Origin of the sequence: Pleionea sediminis (assembly GCF_007570825.1) — a bacterium.
GTDB classification, from domain to species: domain Bacteria; phylum Pseudomonadota; class Gammaproteobacteria; order Enterobacterales; family Kangiellaceae; genus Pleionea; species Pleionea sediminis.
Genome location: NZ_SUNB01000001.1, coordinates 1,337,971 through 1,358,856 on the forward strand (window position 1 = coordinate 1,337,971; position 20,886 = coordinate 1,358,856).

A 20,886-nucleotide genomic window follows, 5' to 3' on the forward strand; every position below is an offset into this window, starting at 1 on the left:
GATCGGTTATGCGCTTTTAACTCGCGCGTTGTGCATATACTCAGTTAAGTGTTCGGCAAGTTCTTCTGGATTCCCAACGTAATCCGCTCTTTCTTTCTCAAGTATACTTTCTGGCATGCTGCTGTTAGCGCAAGACTCTGGCGACTGTATCCAAACTCTGACTTTATGGTTAGCGACTTGCTCTACACCCACGCTACCATCATTGCCCATTCCAGAAAATATGATAACACCACAATTATGTTGATACACTTGTCCCGCCTCAACGATCACATCATCGATACACGGAGAATAAGGTGGTGTCCATTTTTCACTAGTGACATCAACAAAGCCATCTTTATCAAAAGTTAATTTGCTGTTTATTGGTGCTATGTAAACACATCCTTTTTCTATTTTCATTTGCTGCTCAACAATAACTGAGCGAAATGCTGTTTGAGAATCCAAAATATTACAAAGTACAGGCAAAAAACTTTCATCAATATGTTGTGCAAGAACAAATGCCGACTCAGTTTCAGCGGGTAAAGCTTGCAAAAACCTCTTTACCGCAGCCGGCCCACCTAACGAAGCCCCAAGAATCCACAGTTGTTGGTCTGGCACATCTTCAAACTCTTCTTCGAGTTCAACAAATTGCATATCTGCAGCGGTATCATCAAGTAACGGAATATCTTCGTTCTCTTCAACTTCTGCTAGTTCAATTTCGCTTTCGGGAACTCCTAATTCCAAACTTTCGTTCTGAGCGTCATCCGACTCTAAAAACTCTTGTCCTGAAATAGAACCATTTTCATGTTCTGTTGGGTGCTCCTTCCATTCTAATTCATGTTCAGGAAGATCCGTGGGGTAAACATCACCCAATGATTCCTCATCAGGATGAACAACAGGATTAGTGTCCGTAGAAAATTCCAATCCTTCATTCATTAAACTTTCACCCAGTTCGTTTAATTCTAATTCTTGATGATCTTCTGAAGACAACGTCGGTGACTCTGATTTAGACTCAAGTTCATCTATTTCATGATCTTCAATATCGAGTGAAAATTCTTCATCACTTGAATCATCGCTTTCATCTTCTGCTTCTAAACTCAAAGAGAGTTCTGATTCGGTGGCATCTATTGGAGTTATGGAGTCATTAACTTCTTCTGAGTCAGAATCTGTTTCTAACGTCCATTCTGAAGAATCAAAACTAATATCACTCGATTCAGAATCAGATTGAGAGTTATTCGAGTCACCATCGCTCGACAAATCTAACTCAAGGTTAAATTCTTCCTGAGAATCGAGCGTATCAAATGATGGCTCGACTTTTCCTGAAAAATTATCCTCTGAATCAAAACTTAGTGAAAAATCTTCAGTAGAGTCATTGTCTTTAGTGTTTTCGAAATCGGGAGTTGAATCTAACTCACCTCCAAGATCAAGACTTTCATGTTGTTCAACAATATTTTGTTCTTGTGAATCGGACTCGATCTCCGATTTTCTTTCGTCTTCAATACTCAGTTCGAGCCCATCTGACAAATCGAAGGCTTCTTCTGATGAAAGCTCATCACTATCCGATAGCTCAAAACTTGAGTCATCTTCATCTAAATCGAAACCCTCTGGTGCTTCAAAAAATGGTTCTGGCTTTTCAGTATGATCTTCACGATTTAATGCCGGGGGTTCACTTTCATACGAGTCAGTAAAACTTTCTTGGTCCGATGAGTGTTGTTCTTCATCTAGCAACATCGGAGACTCTTCATTAACGATGCTCTCATCGCTTTTTGATTCTGAAGAATCTTCGACAGTCAATCCAGTAGCCACTGGTTCTTCGGGCTCATCTAACTCTTCTTTTGAATTTTCTTTTTCTACAACTTCGCGACCGCTAGACTCAAGAAAAGCATCTAATTCAGATTCAAAACTGTCCATATCGTTCGAATAGTTTTCGACACTAAAACTAGCGCTCGTGCTTTCCTGCTCAACAATCGAATCATTCCCATCTTGATCCGCGACGTCACTCAAGTCATAACTGTCGGCATCCATTAAATCTGATACTGATGATAAGTTTTCTGATATATCCTCTAGTCCTGATGAATCATTATCAATGTGTGCATCTTCTGAAGCTGAAGTTTCATTCTCTGCATCTTCACTGACAACATCAAGAGTACTCGATAACTCATCAGCAACTTGTTGAATGGGATCTGCCAACTCAGACTTGGCTTCTCCTATATCAGCTAAATCTTGCAGAGTATCGGACAACATTTCTGTTGCCTCATTTAATCGGTCAACGGAACCGTCTGTTTCTTCACTATCTAAAGAAAGGTCACTTTGATCCGACTCAGAGGACTGCTGAGAATCAGGAGTGTCTTGACTTTCCTGTCGTTGAGCAGGCATTTCGACGCCCGCCATATCGTAGAGGCGCTCGATTTGTTTTTCTATCCAGAATTCTGGATGTGTCTGTTTTGTCAGAGATCCTCGTTCATGAAAAAATACAGCCACTTTAGACTGGTCTAATAAATCATCTAATTGATCGGTCCAGTCCTCATCATTGATATCCAATAACCAAATATGGAGATCTGAACGATCAATATGCTCTGCGGTAATTTCTGCAGGAGCAACTTCGCATAAAAAAGGAATGCCTCGTTGCTCAAGCAATTCTGCATAACGTTGAGATTCGTCACCACCTGAAGTGATGAGCCCAATTGATAAACTTTCCCCACTACTCATTTACTGCTTTCCGGGTAATAGTGACTCTATTGTTTGTAACAGGTCGACTTCATTATAAGGTTTACCCATGTAGCGGTTTACACCAATTGACTCAGCTCGCTCTCTGTGTTTTTCACCAGTACGAGATGTGATCATAATGATAGGTAATTTCTTTAACTTGTCATCATGCCGAATGATGGTCGCGAGTTCGAATCCATCCATTCGAGGCATTTCAATATCGAGTAACATAACATCAGGTTGATGTTCTTGAAGAACATTAAGAGCATCAACACCATCTTTCGCCAGAACAACTTCATAGTCATGACGTTGTAACAAGCGCTGTGTAACTTTACGGACCGTTATCGAATCATCAACAACCATTACGGTCGGTACTTTATCTTCTTCAACTTCTTCATAAACTGCGGAGTCAATATCCATGACAGCATCTGCACGACGCGTTAATGCAGGTACATCAAGTATTAATACGACTCGGCCATCACCAAGAATTGTTGCGCCAGACAAGCCGCTTAAAAGACTTAATTGTTGGCCAACAGATTTCACAACGATCTCACGGCTACCCATCAATTCATCAACTTGAACAGCTGTCGGATGCTCTGCGCCATGCAACAAAAGTACAGGTAAAGGCTTAGTAATGCCTTCTAAATCGGGGCGAGTATGGTGGTCTAGCAAATTACCCATATAACGCATGTGATATGGCATTCCAGCATACTCAAAACGTGCTTCAGGATTGTCGTAATATTCTTGTATTTCAAATGGACTGACTCGAACAATACCTTCAATATTAGTTAGCGGTACCGCATAAACATCTTCGCCGACTTTGATCATTAATGCCTGGTTCACGGACACCGTGAAAGGAAGTTTAACCGTAAAGGTGGCACCTTTACCTTGCTCTGAGTGGATCTCAACAACCCCACCCATTTGCTTAATTTCACTACTTACAACGTCCATCCCGACACCACGACCCGAGATTTGAGTCACTTTTTGTGCCGTCGAGAAGCCTGCTTCAAAAATCATTTGCTGTAACTCATGATCACTTAATTCAGACTGCTCGGTAATTAATCCTCTTTCGAGTGCCTTCTTTTTAATAGCACTCATGTTTAATCCACGACCATCATCCTGTATTTCTATAAATATTTCTGAACCTTCACGGTATAAACGAATTCTGATTTTACCGGTCTCAGACTTACCAGAAGTTTGACGCTCTTCAGGATTTTCAATACCGTGGTCCATGGCATTTCGAAGCATGTGCTCAATCGGAGCAATCATACGCTCAAGTACTGTGCGATCCATCTCACCTTCTGCCACGATAGACAAGTCAACGGCTTTGTTCAATTCATTACCAATTTGACGCACAATTCTTCTCAGTCGTGGAACCAAGCTTTCAAAAGGAACCATACGTGTCCGCATTAAACGTTCGGACATTTCGGTATTCACTCGTCCTTGCTGCAACAGCAAAGTTTCCGAATCAGAAGCCAGGTTATCGATAGTATCTCTTAAGTTTGCAAGGTCAGCCGCCGACTCACCAAGGCTTCGAGTTAATTCCTGTTGACGTGTGTAACGGTCAAACTCTAGCGGATCAAACTCTTCATAATCGACACCCGCTATTTCACGTCGATACTCAATTTGTGCATCCGTTTCTATTTCAAGATTACGCAATTGCTCCCGCATTCGCTCTAGCGCTTGCGTCATCTCATCAAGGTTGTATCTTAGCACCGTCACTTGCTGTTCAAGACGCGCTCTAAATATTGAGGTCTCACCCGACAGATTAACCAGACTTTCTAGTTGGTCGGAAGCTATACGCACAACTTCTTGTTGCTTCGCGCGCTTATCTTTATCACCCGACGCTTTTCGCTCGCGCTTTTCCGCAGGTCTTTTCTTTTCGGGTTTTACAATTGGAACAACATCCGCTTCTGTTTTCGGAGCTGGAACAGAAGTTTGAGCTGGCGCTGCCGGTAAGTCTCCTGTCTTACTAAGAACGTCTAACTGCTCCATATAAGCAGCAGGTGTGGTTAACATTCTTGAAGCACCAACTTCATCAACCATCTTATGAATGACATCATAACCGCGCATTACAAATTGAATATGAGTTGGTTTGGGTTCAATAGAACCTTCAGCTACTTTTTCAAAATAGGTTTCTAGTTCGTGAGTTAAATTACCCAATGACTCAAGATTAGAAAGTCGTGCACCACCTTTCAGCGTATGAAGACTTCGTTGTAATTTTTCGATGTCTTCTTTATTTGATGGTTCGGCACTCCAATGTTGAAGTGCTTCATCCATGTTTTGCAGAATTTCCTCAGCTTCTTCAAGATAAATTTCGAGGACTTCCTCGCCATCCTCATCTAATTCAACTTTATGTACTTCACCTTCCGCGGCAGGAGCTTCAGCCTCTGCTGGTTGTTCAGCAGCTTGTTCAGGCGTTTCTGTTACTTGCTCTTCTTCGACAGTTTCAGCCGGAGTAGTTTCAGGCTCAGTAATAGAGATCGCTTCACCTGCAATCGCTTTTCGTATTTTTTCAATGAGCGATTCATCTTGATCATAACTTCCGTCGTCACCTAGTTGTTCGACAACATTGCGGAAATTATCCAATACTTCATAAGAAAGTTGCGCATGTGCAGGCGATGGCTCTAATTGCTCAGTGTTAATGGCCTCATATAAATCTTCTAAGGCATGCGCAAGATTACCAACGCTCATGATGCCCGCCATACGAGCACTACCTTTAAAAGTATGCAAATTTCTTTGAAGATTATTAACCGGCAATAGATCTTGTGGCTTTTCGCTCCAACTCTCTAAGTTAGTTTCAATTTCTTCAATCAGTTCTTCTGCTTCTTCAAGGAAGAACTCAAGTAATTCTTCGTCAATTTCATCTTCGGCTTCATGAACATCTTCCGGACGAATGGTCTCAGAAACTTCTTCAGATTCCTCAACAGGCTCTGGTTTATGAGTAACAATTTGTGGTTGAGACGTTGCCTTTTTAGCATGCCACTCTTTGAGCTCTTGAATGAGCTCACTTGGGTCATCAAGTTTGTGCTCAACAGCGGCCGTATTTAATAGCTCCAGCACGCAGTCTAATGCGCGAGATCCCAGAGTATAAAATTCGTCATCCATTGTTAATTGATCGGGCTTTGATACGAAACTTTCAAGTGCGGTGGCCAAAGACTCAACCTCTTCAAGCATTGCCATATTCGCACCACGCTTTAAGGTGTGCATTTCAGCTTGCAAATTATGTTGAGCTTCAATAGAACCTTTATTTTGCCAAGTATTCAATAAGTCTTGAGCTTCAGAAACAATGTCCATTCCCTCTGCAAGGAAAATACTTAATAATTCTGGATCGCGATGAACAACAGGAGCTTCTTTAGACTGTGGCTCTCCTGATAATTGCAACAATGCAGACCGTTGGTCATTGAATACTTGCATCAACTTGTCTTTTTGATCGCTGATGTAATGCTTATGTGATTTCAATGAGTCAATGCAATGTCCTAAATACTCATTCGCATCAACTAAGGCATCTCTAAAATCATCATGAAGGCTAACGTCCCGTTGTTTAAACTCTTTTACTAAGGATTCAAGGGGTCCAGCTAAATCAGCAACCTCAGGCACCTCGGCCATATGAGCACTACCTTTTAAGGTATGCATTGCTCTTAAAAGTTCATCTGTTGCTTTTGAACCATGCTCATTCTGCCAATTATCAATCGTATTAGTGATGACTTCTAAGTGACCTTCAGCTTCATGAACAAATATTTCAAGTAATACGGGATCAATATCAGAACTAATCGATTCTTCTGTTGCTTTTGAAGCTCCGATTTGTGGACGAGCCGATTCAGGCTCTTCGACATCAGGAAAATCTGTATCCAAAGATTCTACGTCGGCCTCACTATCAGACAAATCTAAAGCAGGTATATCTTCTTCGTCTGACTCTTCTGCCATGCTCTCAGAAATTTCAAGCACATCATCAACACCGACAGGCTCAAAGTCACCTTCAGAATCTTCTTCACTGAGTTCTGGAATTTCTTCTTCGGTCAATTCAATTTCTGGAACTTCCTCTTCCGGTAACTCAATTGCTTCTTCTTCCAATTGAGGTTCAGGAACAGACTCTTCTTCCGGTTCTGGCTCTAAAGATATTACTTCAACATCCGGAGTAATTTCAGGTTCTTGTTCTTCAACCTGAGGAGTTGTTTCTTCAACTTGCGGGGGCGTTTCTTCAACAGGCGGTGGTGTCTCAGTAGCAACAGGTTCTGCGGGTTTTTCCTCAGCTGTTGGCGCAACATATTTTTCACCTTTAGCGATGGCATGAGCCCGCGCCATTATTTCATCTGGTGTTTCATCTGGAACTTTATTTTTAGAGAACGCATCTACCAGTTTAGGCATGAAATCTGTTGCATCTTTCATGACATCGAGAGCATCTTTATCCAGATTGATCGTTTCATCAATAACACGATTTAGCATATTTTCGATCGACCAAGCCAGCTCTCCAGCTAGGCTCGCACCGACCAACCGACCACTTCCTTTTAAAGTATGGAACGAGCGTCTTATTGTTGATAAAGATTCAGAATCATCACGATCAGCAACCAATTTAGGATAAAGACTATTAATACTCTCAAGCTCTTCTTCCGCTTCCTCTAAAAAGATTTCTAAAACATCGTCATCGATAAGCGATTCATCGAAATCTTTTGCTGGTTGTGGCTTTTCAGGCTCCTTTTGCGGTTGCTTGGGAGGCTCTGCCGCTGCTTCAGCTGGCTTCGATTCAGGCTGCTTGGGCTCCGTTGGAGTAACTTCTTTTTCAACTTCAGGTTCAGGAGTAACCTCAGGAGGTTGCTCAGGGCTAGCTTTCGCAAGCTCTTCATCTAATATTGCTTCGCTATTTTTAGCCGCTTTCAGTATTGAATGTGTTGCTGCCGAAGCAACTTCACCATAATTCTCAAGGCAGTATTCAACTGAAGTCACAATATCAGCCAAAGCATCCATGACTTTTTCTTCAGGCTTATAGTGATCTTTTAATAGTCGTCGCTCGATAAATTCATGGGCTTTAGCCAAAAGCTCCGACGCTTCTGAAAAGCCTACAATTTGAAGTCCGCCTTGAATCTCAATCAACAGCATGGGGACATCATTTAGGAGGTCGAAGTTAAAAGACGATGCGATAAAATCGACAACTTTCTCTTTTGCTTTTTGCAAATTACCACGGCTGGCTTTAAGTAACTGCATTTTGGCATCGTCAAGCTGCGCTTCTGCAGCAGCTTGATCTTGTTTTTGTGCCAGTTCTTCAGGAGTATTTTCTTCAGATAAGCCAACATCTTCAGACTTCACATTCGCCAAGTTAGCTTCAACAAAAAGTAACGCTCCAGCTACGTCCATTACAATTGCATCAGATATTTCTTCACCTGACTCAACAACTTTGTGGAGTGTTGCGATTTGTTGCTTAATAACATCCCGTGGTATACCAAGCCCTAAAATTCCAAGCGTGTCAGTAATTTGCTTTAAGCTAGGTAAAAGATCTTTTATTTTACTATTGCTCTTATCGCCACCTCTAACAAACAAGTCGAGCGTATCTTTTACATTAATTAAATCATCGTTTATCGCACTAACAACAGTTTCTATCGCGCCACTGTCTGGGCCTTTCAATCGACGTCGCTGTTCTTCAACTTCATCGTCTGTAAGCATGCTAGAACTTAAGTTAAAGCGCTCTTTTAAACGAACAACTTTCTCATTTTTAGAAGTTGATTTAGCAACGTAATACAGTAAGTTTTGCAATAATTCATCTGGAATAGTGTCTTCTAGAGCTTTTGCCCCAAGATCTGCGAGACGTTTTATATGACGGTCTATTTTTCCTAATAAACCGTGAACCGCAGCGTCTTTGTATAATCCCTTTTCAAGGATCGAAAACAAAAATCCATCGGCAACCCACCACAAATGCGCAACAGAATATCCAGAGGTAACTTCTTCAAGCTTTTCTAGAACCTTATGCATTCGCTGGATGCCTTCTTTGACACCCTGTCCGCGCATTACATTAAGTAAACCTTTTTGATAATGAGCACGAAATTTCTTTGCAAATTCAGAGAAAGATTTTTCGTCGACAGGCTTTTTACCTGCTGCAGATGATGGAGGCTCCACACCAGAAATATCAGGTGTGAATATAGCACTCTCAGAAACAGGTCCTGCTCCACGCGAGCTGCGCAAGTCGTTAAGTAGCGGCAACAATATAACTGGAACATCTCGTTGACCTGATTGAACGCGATCCAGATAAGATGGCAGCTGCAACATGCTTGCCATCAAAACTTCTAAAGCTTTTTCTTTAGCAACAAATTTTCCATCAGCAATTGCTTGAGCCAGATATTCCATTTCTTCAGCAAACAGTGCAGCACCACGAAACTCTAACATTTGTAGAGTACCGCGTACTTGATGCAAACAGCTTATACAAAAACGTATTTGCGTAACATCACTGTCATTTTCGGCAAAGGCTTCCAAACCCTGACGTGCTTGATCCAGAGATTTGTTTATTTCTTTGCGCACCCAACCCAGTGCTAATTGTTCATTCGAATCGGCCATCATGCCTGCTCCGTGTAACTTCTGTTTTTAACCACCAGCACGTAAATAAGCTTGGCAGTGTTTGGTGGATACTTTTTCTATTAAAGGGTGGGAAAGATTATTAAGCTCTCCGGGTCCTAATACTAATAATCCACCAGGTGCAAGTCGGTTAACTAGCTGTTCAACAATTTGTTGGCGTCGATTATTTTGAAAATAAATCAATACATTTTGGCAATAGATCACGTCGTATAACTGCTTTGGCGACGACTCAAGTTCTTGTATATTTGCCTGAACGAAACAGGTTCGATGCCTGAGTTGATTTTTCACCTGATAATAACCATCAGCTAAACTGTCGAAATATTTTTCGATTAAGACAGGAGATACATGCATCAATCGTCTTTGATGATAAATACCTTCCCTTGCTTGAGCTAAAGCGGGAAAGCTAATATCGACTCCTGTTAATCCAAAATAAAACTTTTTCGTACGCTCTAGTTTAGAGGTATCCAAATCGCTTAACATCATTGCCAAGCTGTACACTTCTTCGCCCGTAGAACAACCAACACTCCAAACTTGCGCGTTTAATGGCTGGGCTGAATCGGATTTAGAAGCATTTTTAATCATTTTTTCAACGTGCTTTTTAACCAGCTCAATAGACTCGTTATCTCTAAAGAATCGCGTTTCATGAACCGTTAATAGATCGACGAGACTCGCCCACTCAACTGCCGAGCCCACACTTCGGTCTAGACTTTCAAAATAAGCTTGGTATGAGTCGAAACCTTTTTCTCGCATGCGTTGCGCTAGATTGGTTATCAGAAAAGATTTTCTATTTTCAGACAACCAAACACCGGTTCGCTCTTCCAATAATGACTGCCAACGTTTGAACTCTTCTGAGTCCATATCTGGCATTTGATCATAAGCCGCCATATTAGGCTGTTATCCCGTTGCTTACATTTCTGGTAATTTAAATCCGGCAACAGAGCCGTTGAGCTCATCTGCCAGTTCGGCCAATTTACCGATACTGCTTGCTGTATTTAATGTACCTTGCAGAGTTTGGTTAGTGATTTCTTGGATTACATTCATCGTATTAGATACGTGACCGGCCGAGGCAGCTTGCTGTCTCGCGGCGTTCGATATGTTTTGGATTAATTCCGCAAGATTTGACGATACGCGTTCGATTTCTTCCAGTGCAACACCCGCATCTTGTGCCAACCTTGCTCCACGTACCACCTCAGATGTCGAAGCTTCCATCGATATAACCGCTTCGTTAGTATCCGTCTGGATCGTTTTTACCAGAGCTTCAATCTGTTTGGTTGCGTTACCGGAACGTTCCGCCAGTCGCTGTACCTCGTCGGCAACAACCGCGAAACCACGTCCGGCTTCACCCGCCATCGATGCCTGTATTGCCGCGTTAAGTGCGAGTATGTTTGTTTGTTCGGAGATATCGTTGATCAACGATACGATATCACCGATTTCCTGTGATGATTCACCCAGACGTTTAATACGTTTTGAAGTTTCTTGTATTTGCTCACGAATAGTATCCATCCCGCGAATTGTATTCCGTACAACTTCGGAACCTTTCTTAGCGATATCAACCGACTTTTCCGCAACCTGGGTGGATTCAGCTGCGTTTGCAGATACTTGCTCAATCGATACCGCCATTTCGTTGATCGCGGCAGACGCCCCAGTAATTTCCTGCGCCTGATTTTTAGATGCTTGTGCCAGTTCGTTCGATATGCCCTGGGTTTCTTCTGTTGCACTTGAAAGTCGAGAAACCGATTCGTTTATCGTCGATACCAGAGACCTGAGTTGGTCGATGGTATAGTTCATCGCATCGGCTATCGCTCCCGTGAAATCCTCGGTTACCGTTGCATTGGCTGTTAAATCCCCGTCAGCCAGTCCTTCCATTTCATCAAGAAGTCGAATGATCGCTTGTTGATTTCTTTCGTTTTGCTCTCTTTCTCTATCAGCTTGAACCCGCACTTGCGCTTCTCGACGTTTATCCGCGCTTCGAATTTGTAGTGTTAAGAGAAATAAGAAAAAGAGAATAAACGCTCCGCCACCGATTGAAACTAAATAATTACCCGTATTGTAATCGAGCTTAGTTCCATAATTACGATAAGCGTCAGCGAGAAGATCCGCTTGATCGAACAGTTTGTTCGAGCGATCAAAAATACGTGAAGAGGATTCTTGCACTTTAAATAATGCATCCGTTTGCCCGATTACGTAATCCACGTTTTCTTTTACACTCTGAAATAGAGTTGCCACTTCATTCAGAGCTTCACGAGCTTCCGGGTTTCTTACTCGACTGATGCCCATCATGGCATCACCATTTAGCATCCCATCAAGAACTCCGCCAAATTGCTCCACATCTTGCCCAAAGTTTTCAGCGGCATTTGCAGAATCGCCTCCACCTTGTAAAACTTTTTGGAAACTCTGAACGATACGTTCGGCAGTAAATAATTGGCGAGTTGAGTAAAACGTTTGCTCACCAGATGCACCAGAATCTAGCAAGATATCGTTGACTGTCGTGTAGAGAAATTGAATTTGAGGAATAGTTGCTGACAATTCAGCTTGAATAGAATAAAGACCAGTAACCGTTTCTTCACTCTGTAATATGACATCAGCGTCACCTTTAACGTCTGCCCAAGTGCTTCTAAGAGCGGAAAACTCATTTGTTTTTATATAGTCAGGCGTATCATCAATTTTGGTTAAAGGATTACTTCCCTGCACATTGTCTAATTGCTCTACTAAATAATCGAAACGAGCCACCGATTTTCCGAGAGCCTCAAACGCAGGCTGCGTACCTTGAGCAGCCTCTGACGCATTCTTTGCAATTTCTTGAGAAATTACACGAAGATCCTCAGCTTTCTCTGACCAACTCTGAACATTGTTACCGGTACGATAACCCATAAATAAATTTGCTATCGTTACAATCAGAGAGAGGGAGAGAAAGAAGATTACAAATCGGGCAGAACTCCCACCTTCTTGTAGATTTTTATCTTTTACTGGTGCATTCATAGTTTATTTCCCAACTACGTAACTTTATGAAAATGTATTCAATACGTCGGCACGCCGAATGCCAATGTATTAAAGTGCTACCTCGTAAAACGAGGGGTGCTCAGCCAAAGCATAAGGACTGAAAACTTTCCACTCGTCACCGCCTCGCTCAAAACGGCCTGAAAGGAAAGGTGTAATGGCCTCATCATCATTAACGTCAGTGATACGCTCACTGTCCTCAAAATGCTGAAGCCCTAAAACTTCATCAACGATAATTCCACTATCGATACCATTATGTTGAATAACGAGAACCCGCTGTTGCCTCATAGACGATGGAACTTTTCGCCCCAAAAAGCCATGCAAATCCATAATGGGCAAAAGAGTGCCGCGAATATTCGCAATGCCTTTGACCCAAGAACGAGCCCCGGGAACTTTGGTGTAATTTGGCATTCGTAAAATTTCAGCGACTTCCTGAAGTGGTGCAACGTATCGACTTTCATTCAAACGAAAGCCGATACCTGTCCAGAAACGTCCCGACTGCTCGGCACGAGGTACAGCTGAAGCGCCATAGCTGCGCTGTTCGATGTCCGCTAGAATTTCAAAAGCGGGATTATTTGTAGCTTCAACCATACTTAATAGGCGACCTTATCCTAGAGTCTTGGATACCCCCATTAACCCTCAAGAACTGAGTTAATGACTTTCATCAAATTGCTCTCTTGCACAGGTTTCGTGAGGTAGTCTTTAGCGCCTTGACGCATACCCCAAATCTTGTCAGTTTCCTGATCTTTAGTTGTTACAATGATGACTGGGATGTTCGATGTTTCAGGATCTTTCTTAAGATGACGAGTTGCCTGAAAACCGTTAAGTCCGGGCATAACTACGTCCATCAAAACTAAATCGGGTTTTTCTGCTTTTGCAACCTCAATGCCTGCTTCACCATTTTCTGCAGTCAGCACTTCATGTCCATGCTTGTCCAAAATGCTACTAAGAACATGCGTTTCTGTAGGCGAATCGTCTACGATTAATACGCGTGCCATTTAAAATCCCCCTCTTACTTCAGGATATTCATTAAAATTAAAAGGTTCCACCCTAAGCAGTTTGCTGGGTGCCACTAACATGCGATCGAATAGCATTGAGTAATTCGTCTCGACTAAAAGGCTTGGTGAGATACTGGTCAGAACCTACGATGCGCCCTTTCGCTTTATCAAACAAACCATCTTTACTCGACAACATAATCACAGGCGTTGATTGAAACGCTTTGTTATTTTTAATTAAAGCACAAGTCTGATAACCATCGAGTCGAGGCATCATAATATCAACGAAAATTATGTCCGGCTTATGATCTGCAATTTTTGCCAACGCGTCGAAACCATCAGTCGCGGTGACAACTTCGCAGCCAACCTTTTTGAGTAAAGTTTCTGCTGTTCGACGGATAGTCTTACTATCATCGATCACCATTGCTTTTAAGCCTTCGAAGGAATTTTCCATTCACACACCCTCGTGGGTATTGTAAAACGCCCACTTTATATCATTAATTGAGATACACAAACAATTATTCACCCTCTATAGCACCGGTTTTACCATAAGTGAATCTATTGATCCACTCTGATTTTACTTAATATAGAATAAGTTAGCTAACAAAGCTAAAGTAAAATCGCTATTTTTGAAAATCTGTAACTACTAGAGAATGAAGCCTTTGAACGATATACTCACGATTCGAAATAAATACAGTCTCTTAATTAAAGCACAAATGTGCTCAACACCTTTATACTGATTTACCACCACGGAGTCTAATCATGCCCATCTCTGTTGGCGTTGTCATGGATCCAATATCCAAGATCAACATTAAAAAAGATAGCACTTTTGCCATGCTTCTGGAGGCAAAAGCGCGTAATCATCACATATTTTATATTGAAATTGAAAATCTACTGCTTAGAGATGGGAAGCCTTTCGCACTATGTGCGCCTCTTGACGTATTTGAAGACGAGAACTGCTGGTTTAAATTAGGTTCTGAACAAGATATCGACTTGACGCAGTTAGATATCATTTTAATGCGTAAAGATCCTCCGTTCGACATGAACTTTGTTTATGCAACCTACATTTTAGAGCGAGCTGAAGAAGGTGGAAGTCTGGTAGTCAATCACCCTGCAAGTTTACGAGACTGTAATGAAAAACTATTTACAGCCTGGTTTCCCGAGCTTTGTCCCAAAACATTAGTTACAGCCAACGCAAACCTAATCAAAGATTTCATCAAAAATCAAAACGACGTAATTTTGAAGCCACTCGATGGAATGGGCGGAGCTTCGATTTTCCGCATAAAAACTGGTGATCCCAATGTTAGCGTTATTATTGAAACGCTAACCCAACATGGAGCCCAACTTGCCATGGCGCAAAAATTTATTCCTGCCATCACAGAAGGAGATAAGAGAATACTAATGGTCAACGGAGAAGCCATTCCATATACTCTCGCACGAATACCGGCGGATGGAGAAACCCGAGGTAACCTTGCCGCAGGTGGAAGAGGCGTACCAATGGCAATAACTGAAGAAGAGCAAAGAATTGCCGATATTGTTGGCCCAGAGCTGAAGAAAAGAGGCCTCTATTTTGTTGGTCTGGATATCATCGGCGGCCATCTCACAGAAATCAATGTAACAAGCCCAACATGCATCCGAGAAATTGATTCGAAATTTGATACTGAGATTCCTGCTAAACTATGGAATGTATTAGAAAAAGAACTAACAAAACGTAGCAATTAATATGATTGAAACTGGTATCGACAAAGAACAGAATCCTAAAGTACGAGAGTCAGACCGCCTGACTTTCTCGGCTATTTTGGCTATTGCTTTTCACGCCATGTTATTTTTGGGAATCGCTTTTACTCTGCCAGAAGAACAAACTCAGGCATCCTCTCCAGTTATGCAAGTGGTATTAGCTCAATACCATGCACTTGAGAAACCCGAAAAAGCCGACTTTATTGGGCAAGACAATCAACAAGGCGGCGGCCAAGAAGATATAATCCAGGCGCCAACAACGACTGAGTTAGCCAAAATACCGGATCCGTCAAAACAAGCATCGGTCTCAGCGATGCAATCATCCGCTGCGAAAAAGATTCAGCCAACCCCCGAAATGATGACAGGTAATTCTGAAAATCAAATATTCCTGAAAGAACGGGTGGACGCGCCCGACCAATCCGATCAACCTTTGATGGATACAGCAACCCTGATTCAAAAAAGCTATGAGTTGTCAGGCTTGAACGCTCAACTTGATCAAGAGCATCAACTGGCTTCAAGAAACCTCAGAAAACGCCAAGTATCAGCGTCAATTCATCAGTCGACGGATGCGCTATATCTCGACACCTGGCGCCGCAGAATAGAGGAAGTTGGTAATCGCAATTACCCCGAACTCGCCAAACAAAACAAAGTGTATGGTGAACTTATCTTGAAGGTTGCTGTAAATTCGGATGGTACAGTGCGAGATTTAACCGTTATGAGCAGTTCAGGATACAAGGTACTAGATGATGCAGCCATAAGAATTGTTCGACAAGCCGCTCCTTTCGCACCCTTTGATGAAGAATTACGTAAGAATACAGACGTTCTAGAAATTGTCAGACTTTGGCAATTTGAACCCGGAGATATCGTAACAACGCGATAACAGTTAATTAGCTATATGCAACGCTTTATCTGATTTCTCTTGTATTTTCGCTCATCCACCCCAACAATTAGGGTATGAGCGAGTTTCAAAGTTTAAAAAATCATTTCCTGATAGCAATGCCCAGTCTTCAGGACCCCAACTTCGTTAGGAGCGTTACACTTCTGTGTGAGCATAACGAAGAAGGTGCAATGGGGATTGTCGTCAACCATCCTACCGAAGTGACCACGTCGGAACTTCTGGATCACCTGGAAATTAAAATTAGCCCTGATTTTAACGAACGACCAGTGCTAGCGGGTGGACCCGTTCAAACCGACCGCGGATTCGTTATTCACCGAAATGATAAACATTGGCAGTCGAGTCTAGAGGTTAGTAAAGATATTATCATTACAACTTCGCAAGACATTTTAAAAGCCTTTCCACATGACGACACGCTGTCCGACGCTTTTATTGCTCTAGGCTATGCTGGCTGGGGGCCAGGGCAACTGGAAAATGAATTGGCCGAAAATGCCTGGTTGAGCACTCCTGCTTCAGCCGATATTTTATTCAAGACCAAAGTCAGCGAACGCTGGAACAAAGCAACGGCTTTACTGGGTATCGATATCTCTCAACTCTCATTTGAGGCGGGTCACGCCTGATTCATAGACAAAATTCATGGAAAAAAAATATCAACAGCTTATGGGCTTTGATTTTGGCGACCGCTCAATTGGTGTCGCAGTCGGTCAAATAATCACACAAAGTGCGCGCCCACTAACCGCCTTGAAAGCGCGAGATGGTCAACCTGACTGGGAAATAGTAAGCAAGTTAATCAAAGAATGGAAACCTGACTTACTCATTGTTGGTTGTCCATTAAATATGGATGGCTCCGAACAAGAGCTCACCATTCGCGCTCGAAAATTTGCTAAGAGACTTCACGGACGATTTGGCTTACCAGTAGAACAAATTGATGAACGACTCACCACCGTAGAAGCTAAATCAAGATTGTTCGAGGAGGGCGGGTATCGAGCGTTAAGCAAAGGCGCTGTCGACAACGCCTCAGCAGTCATTATTCTCGAGTCCTGGTTTTCAGAGAACGCCGAAGTCTAATGCTCCATTGCCAGGTCTAAAATGGATTATCGTCAGCATCTTCCAAGCTCATACCTTGAGCTTCACCTGCTCCAATCTGTAACTCAGGATCTTTATTTGATCCGTCAAGTTTTATCATTAAGCGCAAGTCATTAGGCGAGTCAGCATGATGCAGCGCATCTTCATAAGTAACCTCACCACTCTTAAACAAGCGGAATAAAGCCTGATCGAAAGTTTGCATTCCATGTTCGGTGGATTTCGACATTAAGTCTTTGATTAAGTGCATTTCACCTTTTCGAATATGATCACCCACTAACGGCGTGTTAATTAAAACTTCAATTGCAGCTCTACGACCTTTACCATCAGGAGTTGGTATCAATTGTTGAGCAATTATGGCTCTTAAGTTCAAAGACAGATCAAGCAACAGTTGATGCCGCTTTTCTTCGGGAAAAAAGTGAATGATACGGTCTAACGCCTGATTCGCGTTGTTGGCATGCAATGTACACATACATAAATGACCCGTTTCCGCAAAAGCCACTGCGTAGTCCATAGTTTCTGAAGCTCGCACCTCACCAATCAGAATGACATCAGGAGCTTGTCGCAGCGTATTTTTTAACGCTGTTTCAAATGATTCCGTATCAAGACCCACTTCACGCTGAGTAACAATACACTTATTATGTTGATGGACAAACTCGATTGGATCTTCAATTGTTATGATGTGGCCTGTCGTACTTCGATTTCTATAGCCAATCATTGCCGCCAGTGATGTCGATTTACCGGTACCTGTCGCACCAACGAAAATGATCAAACCACGCTTCGTCAAAGCTAACTTTTTCAGTACCGTCGGTAAACGCAATTCTTCTAGCGTTGGAATTGTTGTCTCAATCCGTCTCAGTACCATTCCAACTTCATTGCGCTGTTGAAATGCACTAACACGAAAACGCCCGATACCCGAAGCGCTAATCGCAAAGTTACATTCGTGATGACGAGCAAATTCACGACGTTGCTCTTCATTCATAACCGACAACACGACTTCACGTGATTTCTCACCATTTAATGCCCGCTGTGTAACAGGCATAATTTTACCGTTTATCTTAATCGACGGGGGCATACCTGCGGTAATGAATAAATCCGATGCTTTTTTTTGCACCATTAATTTCAGCAGGGCTTCAAAATCCATCAGTTCGTCCTTCTATGCGGCTCTATTAATTTTCAAGCTTTTTCAATTCTCAACTAAAAATCTTCTTTACTCTTAGCTTTCTCACGAGCATCTTGGCGCGTGATTAGACCTTTTCCTAACAAGTCTTTCAAATTCTGATCCAGTGTTTGCATGCCGTATTGAGCACCTGTCTGAATCGAACTGTACATCTGTGCGATTTTATCTTCTCGTATTAAGTTTCTTATCGCTGGTGTACCCACCATGATTTCATGCGCGGCAACACGACCACCACCGACTTTCTTTAGAAGCGTTTGCGAAATAACCGCCATTAAGGACTCTGAGAGCATCGAGCGAACCATGTCTTTTTCGGCAGCAGGAAATACGTCAACAATCCGGTCAATTGTTTTGGCAGCAGAAGAGGTATGTAGCGTACCAAATACTAAGTGACCCGTTTCCGCAGCTGTTAATGCCAGGCGGATAGTTTCCAAATCCCGCATCTCACCAACCAGGATAATATCGGGATCTTCCCGCAACGCAGAACGCAATGCTTCATTAAAACCGAGAGTATCTCGATGTACCTCACGTTGATTAATCAAACAACGCTTACTCTCATGCACAAACTCAATCGGATCCTCGACCGTCAAAATGTGGCCATAATCGTTGTCATTAATATAATCAATCATGCCCGCAAGTGTTGTTGATTTACCCGAACCGGTAGGTCCCGTAACCAAGACAAGTCCTCGAGGGTGCAAACAAATTTCTTTGAAAACCGCTGGAGCACCTAACTCTTCCAGTGTTAGTACCTGGGACGGAATGGTCCGGAAAACCGCGCCAGCGCCCCGATTATGATTAAAAGCGTTGACACGGAAACGAGCAATGCCAGGTAGCTCGAATGAGAAGTCAGTTTCCAAAAACTCCTCGAAGTCTTTTCGCTGTTTATCGTTCATAATATCGTACACCAAAGAGTGCACTGTCTTATGATCCAATGGTGGAACATTGATACGCCGGACATCTCCATCGACACGAATCATTGGTGGTAGACCCGCCGACAGATGTAAGTCTGACGCTTTGTTTTTTACGCTAAACGCTAGTAACTCAGTAATATCCATCAGTATTTGACCCCGGAATTTTGCTCATCCAGTTTATTCGTTAAGTTAATTTCGTAATAATGCACAAAACATCCGTTAAGGAAGGTTTTCCAACTATAGTTTAGACCCTCCTTCGCATTTCTACCGTAGAATTACGAACATCAGTTCATTGAACGAAGTTATGAGCATGTCGATCGCAGAAAATTTACGCCAAATAGAGCAGCAAATAGAAGATGCCACGCATAAGGCAGGTAGAGCCGTTAACTCTGTCACATTGTTAGCAGTGAGTAAAGCTCAGAAAATCAATAAGATAGAAGAAGCATTTAAAGCAGGACAAAAACTATTCGGAGAAAGTTATCTTTCAGAAGCCATTCCCAAAATAGCTTCATTGAAAGAATACCCAATAGAGTGGCACTTCATTGGTCCGATACAGAGCAACAAAACCAAAGAAATCGCGAGTCATTTTGCGTGGGTTCAGAGTGTCGACAGAATTAAAATTGCGCGGAGACTTAGTGAACAACGCCCAGAAAACCTTGGAGCACTCAATATTACGGCACAAATCAATATGTTTGATGAGTCAACAAAGCAAGGCGCAAGCATTACTGAAATTTACGATTTATTGGACTTTATCAACCAACAACCCAATCTCAACCTGAAAGGATTGATGAGCATTCCTCCCAAACAATCATCAGAAGCGGCTCAAAAACAACAATTCCATAAGCTTCAGGAGTTATTTCACCGCATCAAGTCGACATATTCTGGGGTCGACACCCTTTCAATGGGCATGTCAGGTGATATGATCTCAGCTATCGAAGAGGGCAGCACCATGGTCAGAGTAGGAACAGCTCTGTTTGGCGCTCGCCCCGAAAACTGGAAACAGCAACTCAAAGGTAATTCATGACTGATTCTAACGAAAAGCTAACCATTGGTTTTATTGGTGCCGGCAATATGGCTTCAGCTATTGCGCGAGGCCTAATCAAAAAAGGGCATGCGCCAGACAAAGTTATTATGTCGAACCGTAGTAAAGGCAAACTAGATGATCTAGCTGCAGAGCTCTCTGTCCGAACCACCCAAGACAATCAAGAAGTTTGTCAGGAAGCAGACGTCGTTTTACTCTCAGTTAAACCACAAATGATGGCTGACGCTATCGGACGTCTCGACTTCACTTCTGTGCAATGCGCAATATCAGTAGCCGCAGGGTTACCTACGGAAAAACTGAAAACATTTACAAACAACAATGTCGCCATTGTTCGCTCTATGCCAAACACCCCATCAATTGAACTGTGTGGTGCGACCGGGCTTTATGCTGATGATGATACCAAGGCTAAACACAGTAGCGCGGTTAATTACGTGTTTGGCGCCATTGGTAAATTTGAATGGGTACCTAAAGAAGATTTAATGGATACCGTGACAGCCCTTGCAGGAAGCTCACCTGCTTACTTTTTCCGGTTCATGGAAACCCTGATAGAAGCAGGGATTAAGCAAGGTATGCCTCCAAAAACAGCCCGCAATTTAGTGGTGCAAAGCGCTCTTGGTGCCGCAACTTTAATCGATAATCATCCTAACATTGAAATCAGTGAACGTCGAAAACAGGTCACATCACCCAATGGAACCACAGCAGCTGCACTCGATAGTCTGGAGCACAGTGGAATAGCCAAAATGGCTGAAGATGCTGTTAATGCTGCTGTGAAGCGTGGCCAAGAACTGGCTGATAGCTAAATAAGT

The 20,886-nt window shown here is 42.6% G+C and carries 15 protein-coding genes; 6 read left to right on the forward strand and 9 right to left on the reverse strand.

The genetic code is table 11. The annotated features are described in order from the left end of the window. Positions 1–6: 6 nt before the first annotated feature. From FAX86_RS05415 to pilG, 7 genes are all read right to left on the reverse strand, one after another. Positions 7–2,685, reverse strand: coding sequence for a chemotaxis protein CheB (locus FAX86_RS05415; RefSeq protein ID WP_144392321.1), 2,679 nt, complete (start codon positions 2,683–2,685; stop codon positions 7–9). Next, entirely contained in the window at positions 2,686–9,228 is a 6,543-nt protein-coding gene (locus tag FAX86_RS05420) for an Hpt domain-containing protein (RefSeq protein ID WP_144392322.1), read from the reverse strand. 24 nt (positions 9,229–9,252) lie between these two features. Next, on the reverse strand, positions 9,253–10,128 hold the full coding sequence (locus FAX86_RS05425; RefSeq protein ID WP_144392323.1) for a CheR family methyltransferase: 876 nt from the start codon (positions 10,126–10,128) through the stop codon (positions 9,253–9,255). 21 nt (positions 10,129–10,149) lie between these two features. Continuing rightward, complete coding sequence (locus FAX86_RS05430) at positions 10,150–12,222, reverse strand: methyl-accepting chemotaxis protein (protein WP_144392324.1); 2,073 nt, start codon at positions 12,220–12,222, stop codon at positions 10,150–10,152. 69 nt (positions 12,223–12,291) lie between these two features. Continuing rightward, positions 12,292–12,831 carry a chemotaxis protein CheW gene (locus FAX86_RS05435; protein ID WP_144392325.1) on the reverse strand — a complete coding sequence of 180 codons (540 nt, stop codon included), beginning with the start codon at positions 12,829–12,831 and terminating at the stop codon, positions 12,292–12,294. Positions 12,832–12,872: 41 nt separating this feature from the next. Further along, entirely contained in the window at positions 12,873–13,238 is a 366-nt protein-coding gene (pilH, locus tag FAX86_RS05440) for a twitching motility response regulator PilH (RefSeq protein WP_144392326.1), read from the reverse strand. Between the two features lie 52 nt (positions 13,239–13,290). Further along, a complete protein-coding gene (pilG, locus tag FAX86_RS05445) occupies positions 13,291–13,689 on the reverse strand; it encodes a twitching motility response regulator PilG (RefSeq protein WP_144392327.1) in 399 nt (132 codons plus the stop codon). Positions 13,690–13,997: 308 nt separating this feature from the next. Here pilG and gshB point away from each other — a divergent pair, with 308 nt between their 5' ends. From gshB to ruvX, 4 genes are all read left to right on the forward strand, one after another. Continuing rightward, positions 13,998–14,957 carry a glutathione synthase gene (gene gshB / locus FAX86_RS05450; protein WP_144392328.1) on the forward strand — a complete coding sequence of 320 codons (960 nt, stop codon included), beginning with the start codon at positions 13,998–14,000 and terminating at the stop codon, positions 14,955–14,957. Position 14,958: 1 nt separating this feature from the next. Further along, the gene (locus tag FAX86_RS05455) at positions 14,959–15,852 is read left to right on the forward strand and encodes an energy transducer TonB (protein WP_144392329.1); all 894 of its coding nucleotides are present in this window, start codon (positions 14,959–14,961) and stop codon (positions 15,850–15,852) included. A gap of 74 nt (positions 15,853–15,926) precedes the next feature. After that, positions 15,927–16,487, forward strand: coding sequence for a YqgE/AlgH family protein (locus FAX86_RS05460; protein ID WP_144392330.1), 561 nt, complete (start codon positions 15,927–15,929; stop codon positions 16,485–16,487). A gap of 16 nt (positions 16,488–16,503) precedes the next feature. Continuing rightward, positions 16,504–16,935, forward strand: a complete 432-nt coding sequence (gene ruvX, locus FAX86_RS05465) for a Holliday junction resolvase RuvX (RefSeq protein ID WP_144392331.1) — start codon at positions 16,504–16,506, stop codon at positions 16,933–16,935. Positions 16,936–16,951: 16 nt separating this feature from the next. On the opposite strand, the gene FAX86_RS05470 is transcribed toward ruvX, so the two are convergent. Next, entirely contained in the window at positions 16,952–18,094 is a 1,143-nt protein-coding gene (locus tag FAX86_RS05470) for a PilT/PilU family type 4a pilus ATPase (protein WP_144392332.1), read from the reverse strand. A 53-nt stretch (positions 18,095–18,147) separates the two neighbouring features. Beyond that, positions 18,148–19,182 carry a type IV pilus twitching motility protein PilT gene (locus FAX86_RS05475; protein ID WP_144392333.1) on the reverse strand — a complete coding sequence of 345 codons (1,035 nt, stop codon included), beginning with the start codon at positions 19,180–19,182 and terminating at the stop codon, positions 18,148–18,150. A gap of 166 nt (positions 19,183–19,348) precedes the next feature. Between FAX86_RS05475 and FAX86_RS05480 the strand changes: the two genes are divergently transcribed. Together FAX86_RS05480 and proC are read left to right on the forward strand one after the other, a co-directional pair. Beyond that, complete coding sequence (locus FAX86_RS05480) at positions 19,349–20,062, forward strand: YggS family pyridoxal phosphate-dependent enzyme (RefSeq protein ID WP_144392334.1); 714 nt, start codon at positions 19,349–19,351, stop codon at positions 20,060–20,062. Beyond that, positions 20,059–20,880, forward strand: coding sequence for a pyrroline-5-carboxylate reductase (gene proC / locus FAX86_RS05485; protein ID WP_144392335.1), 822 nt, complete (start codon positions 20,059–20,061; stop codon positions 20,878–20,880). Before FAX86_RS05480 ends, proC begins: the two co-directional genes overlap by 4 nt. The last annotated feature ends 6 nt before the right edge of the window (positions 20,881–20,886 follow it).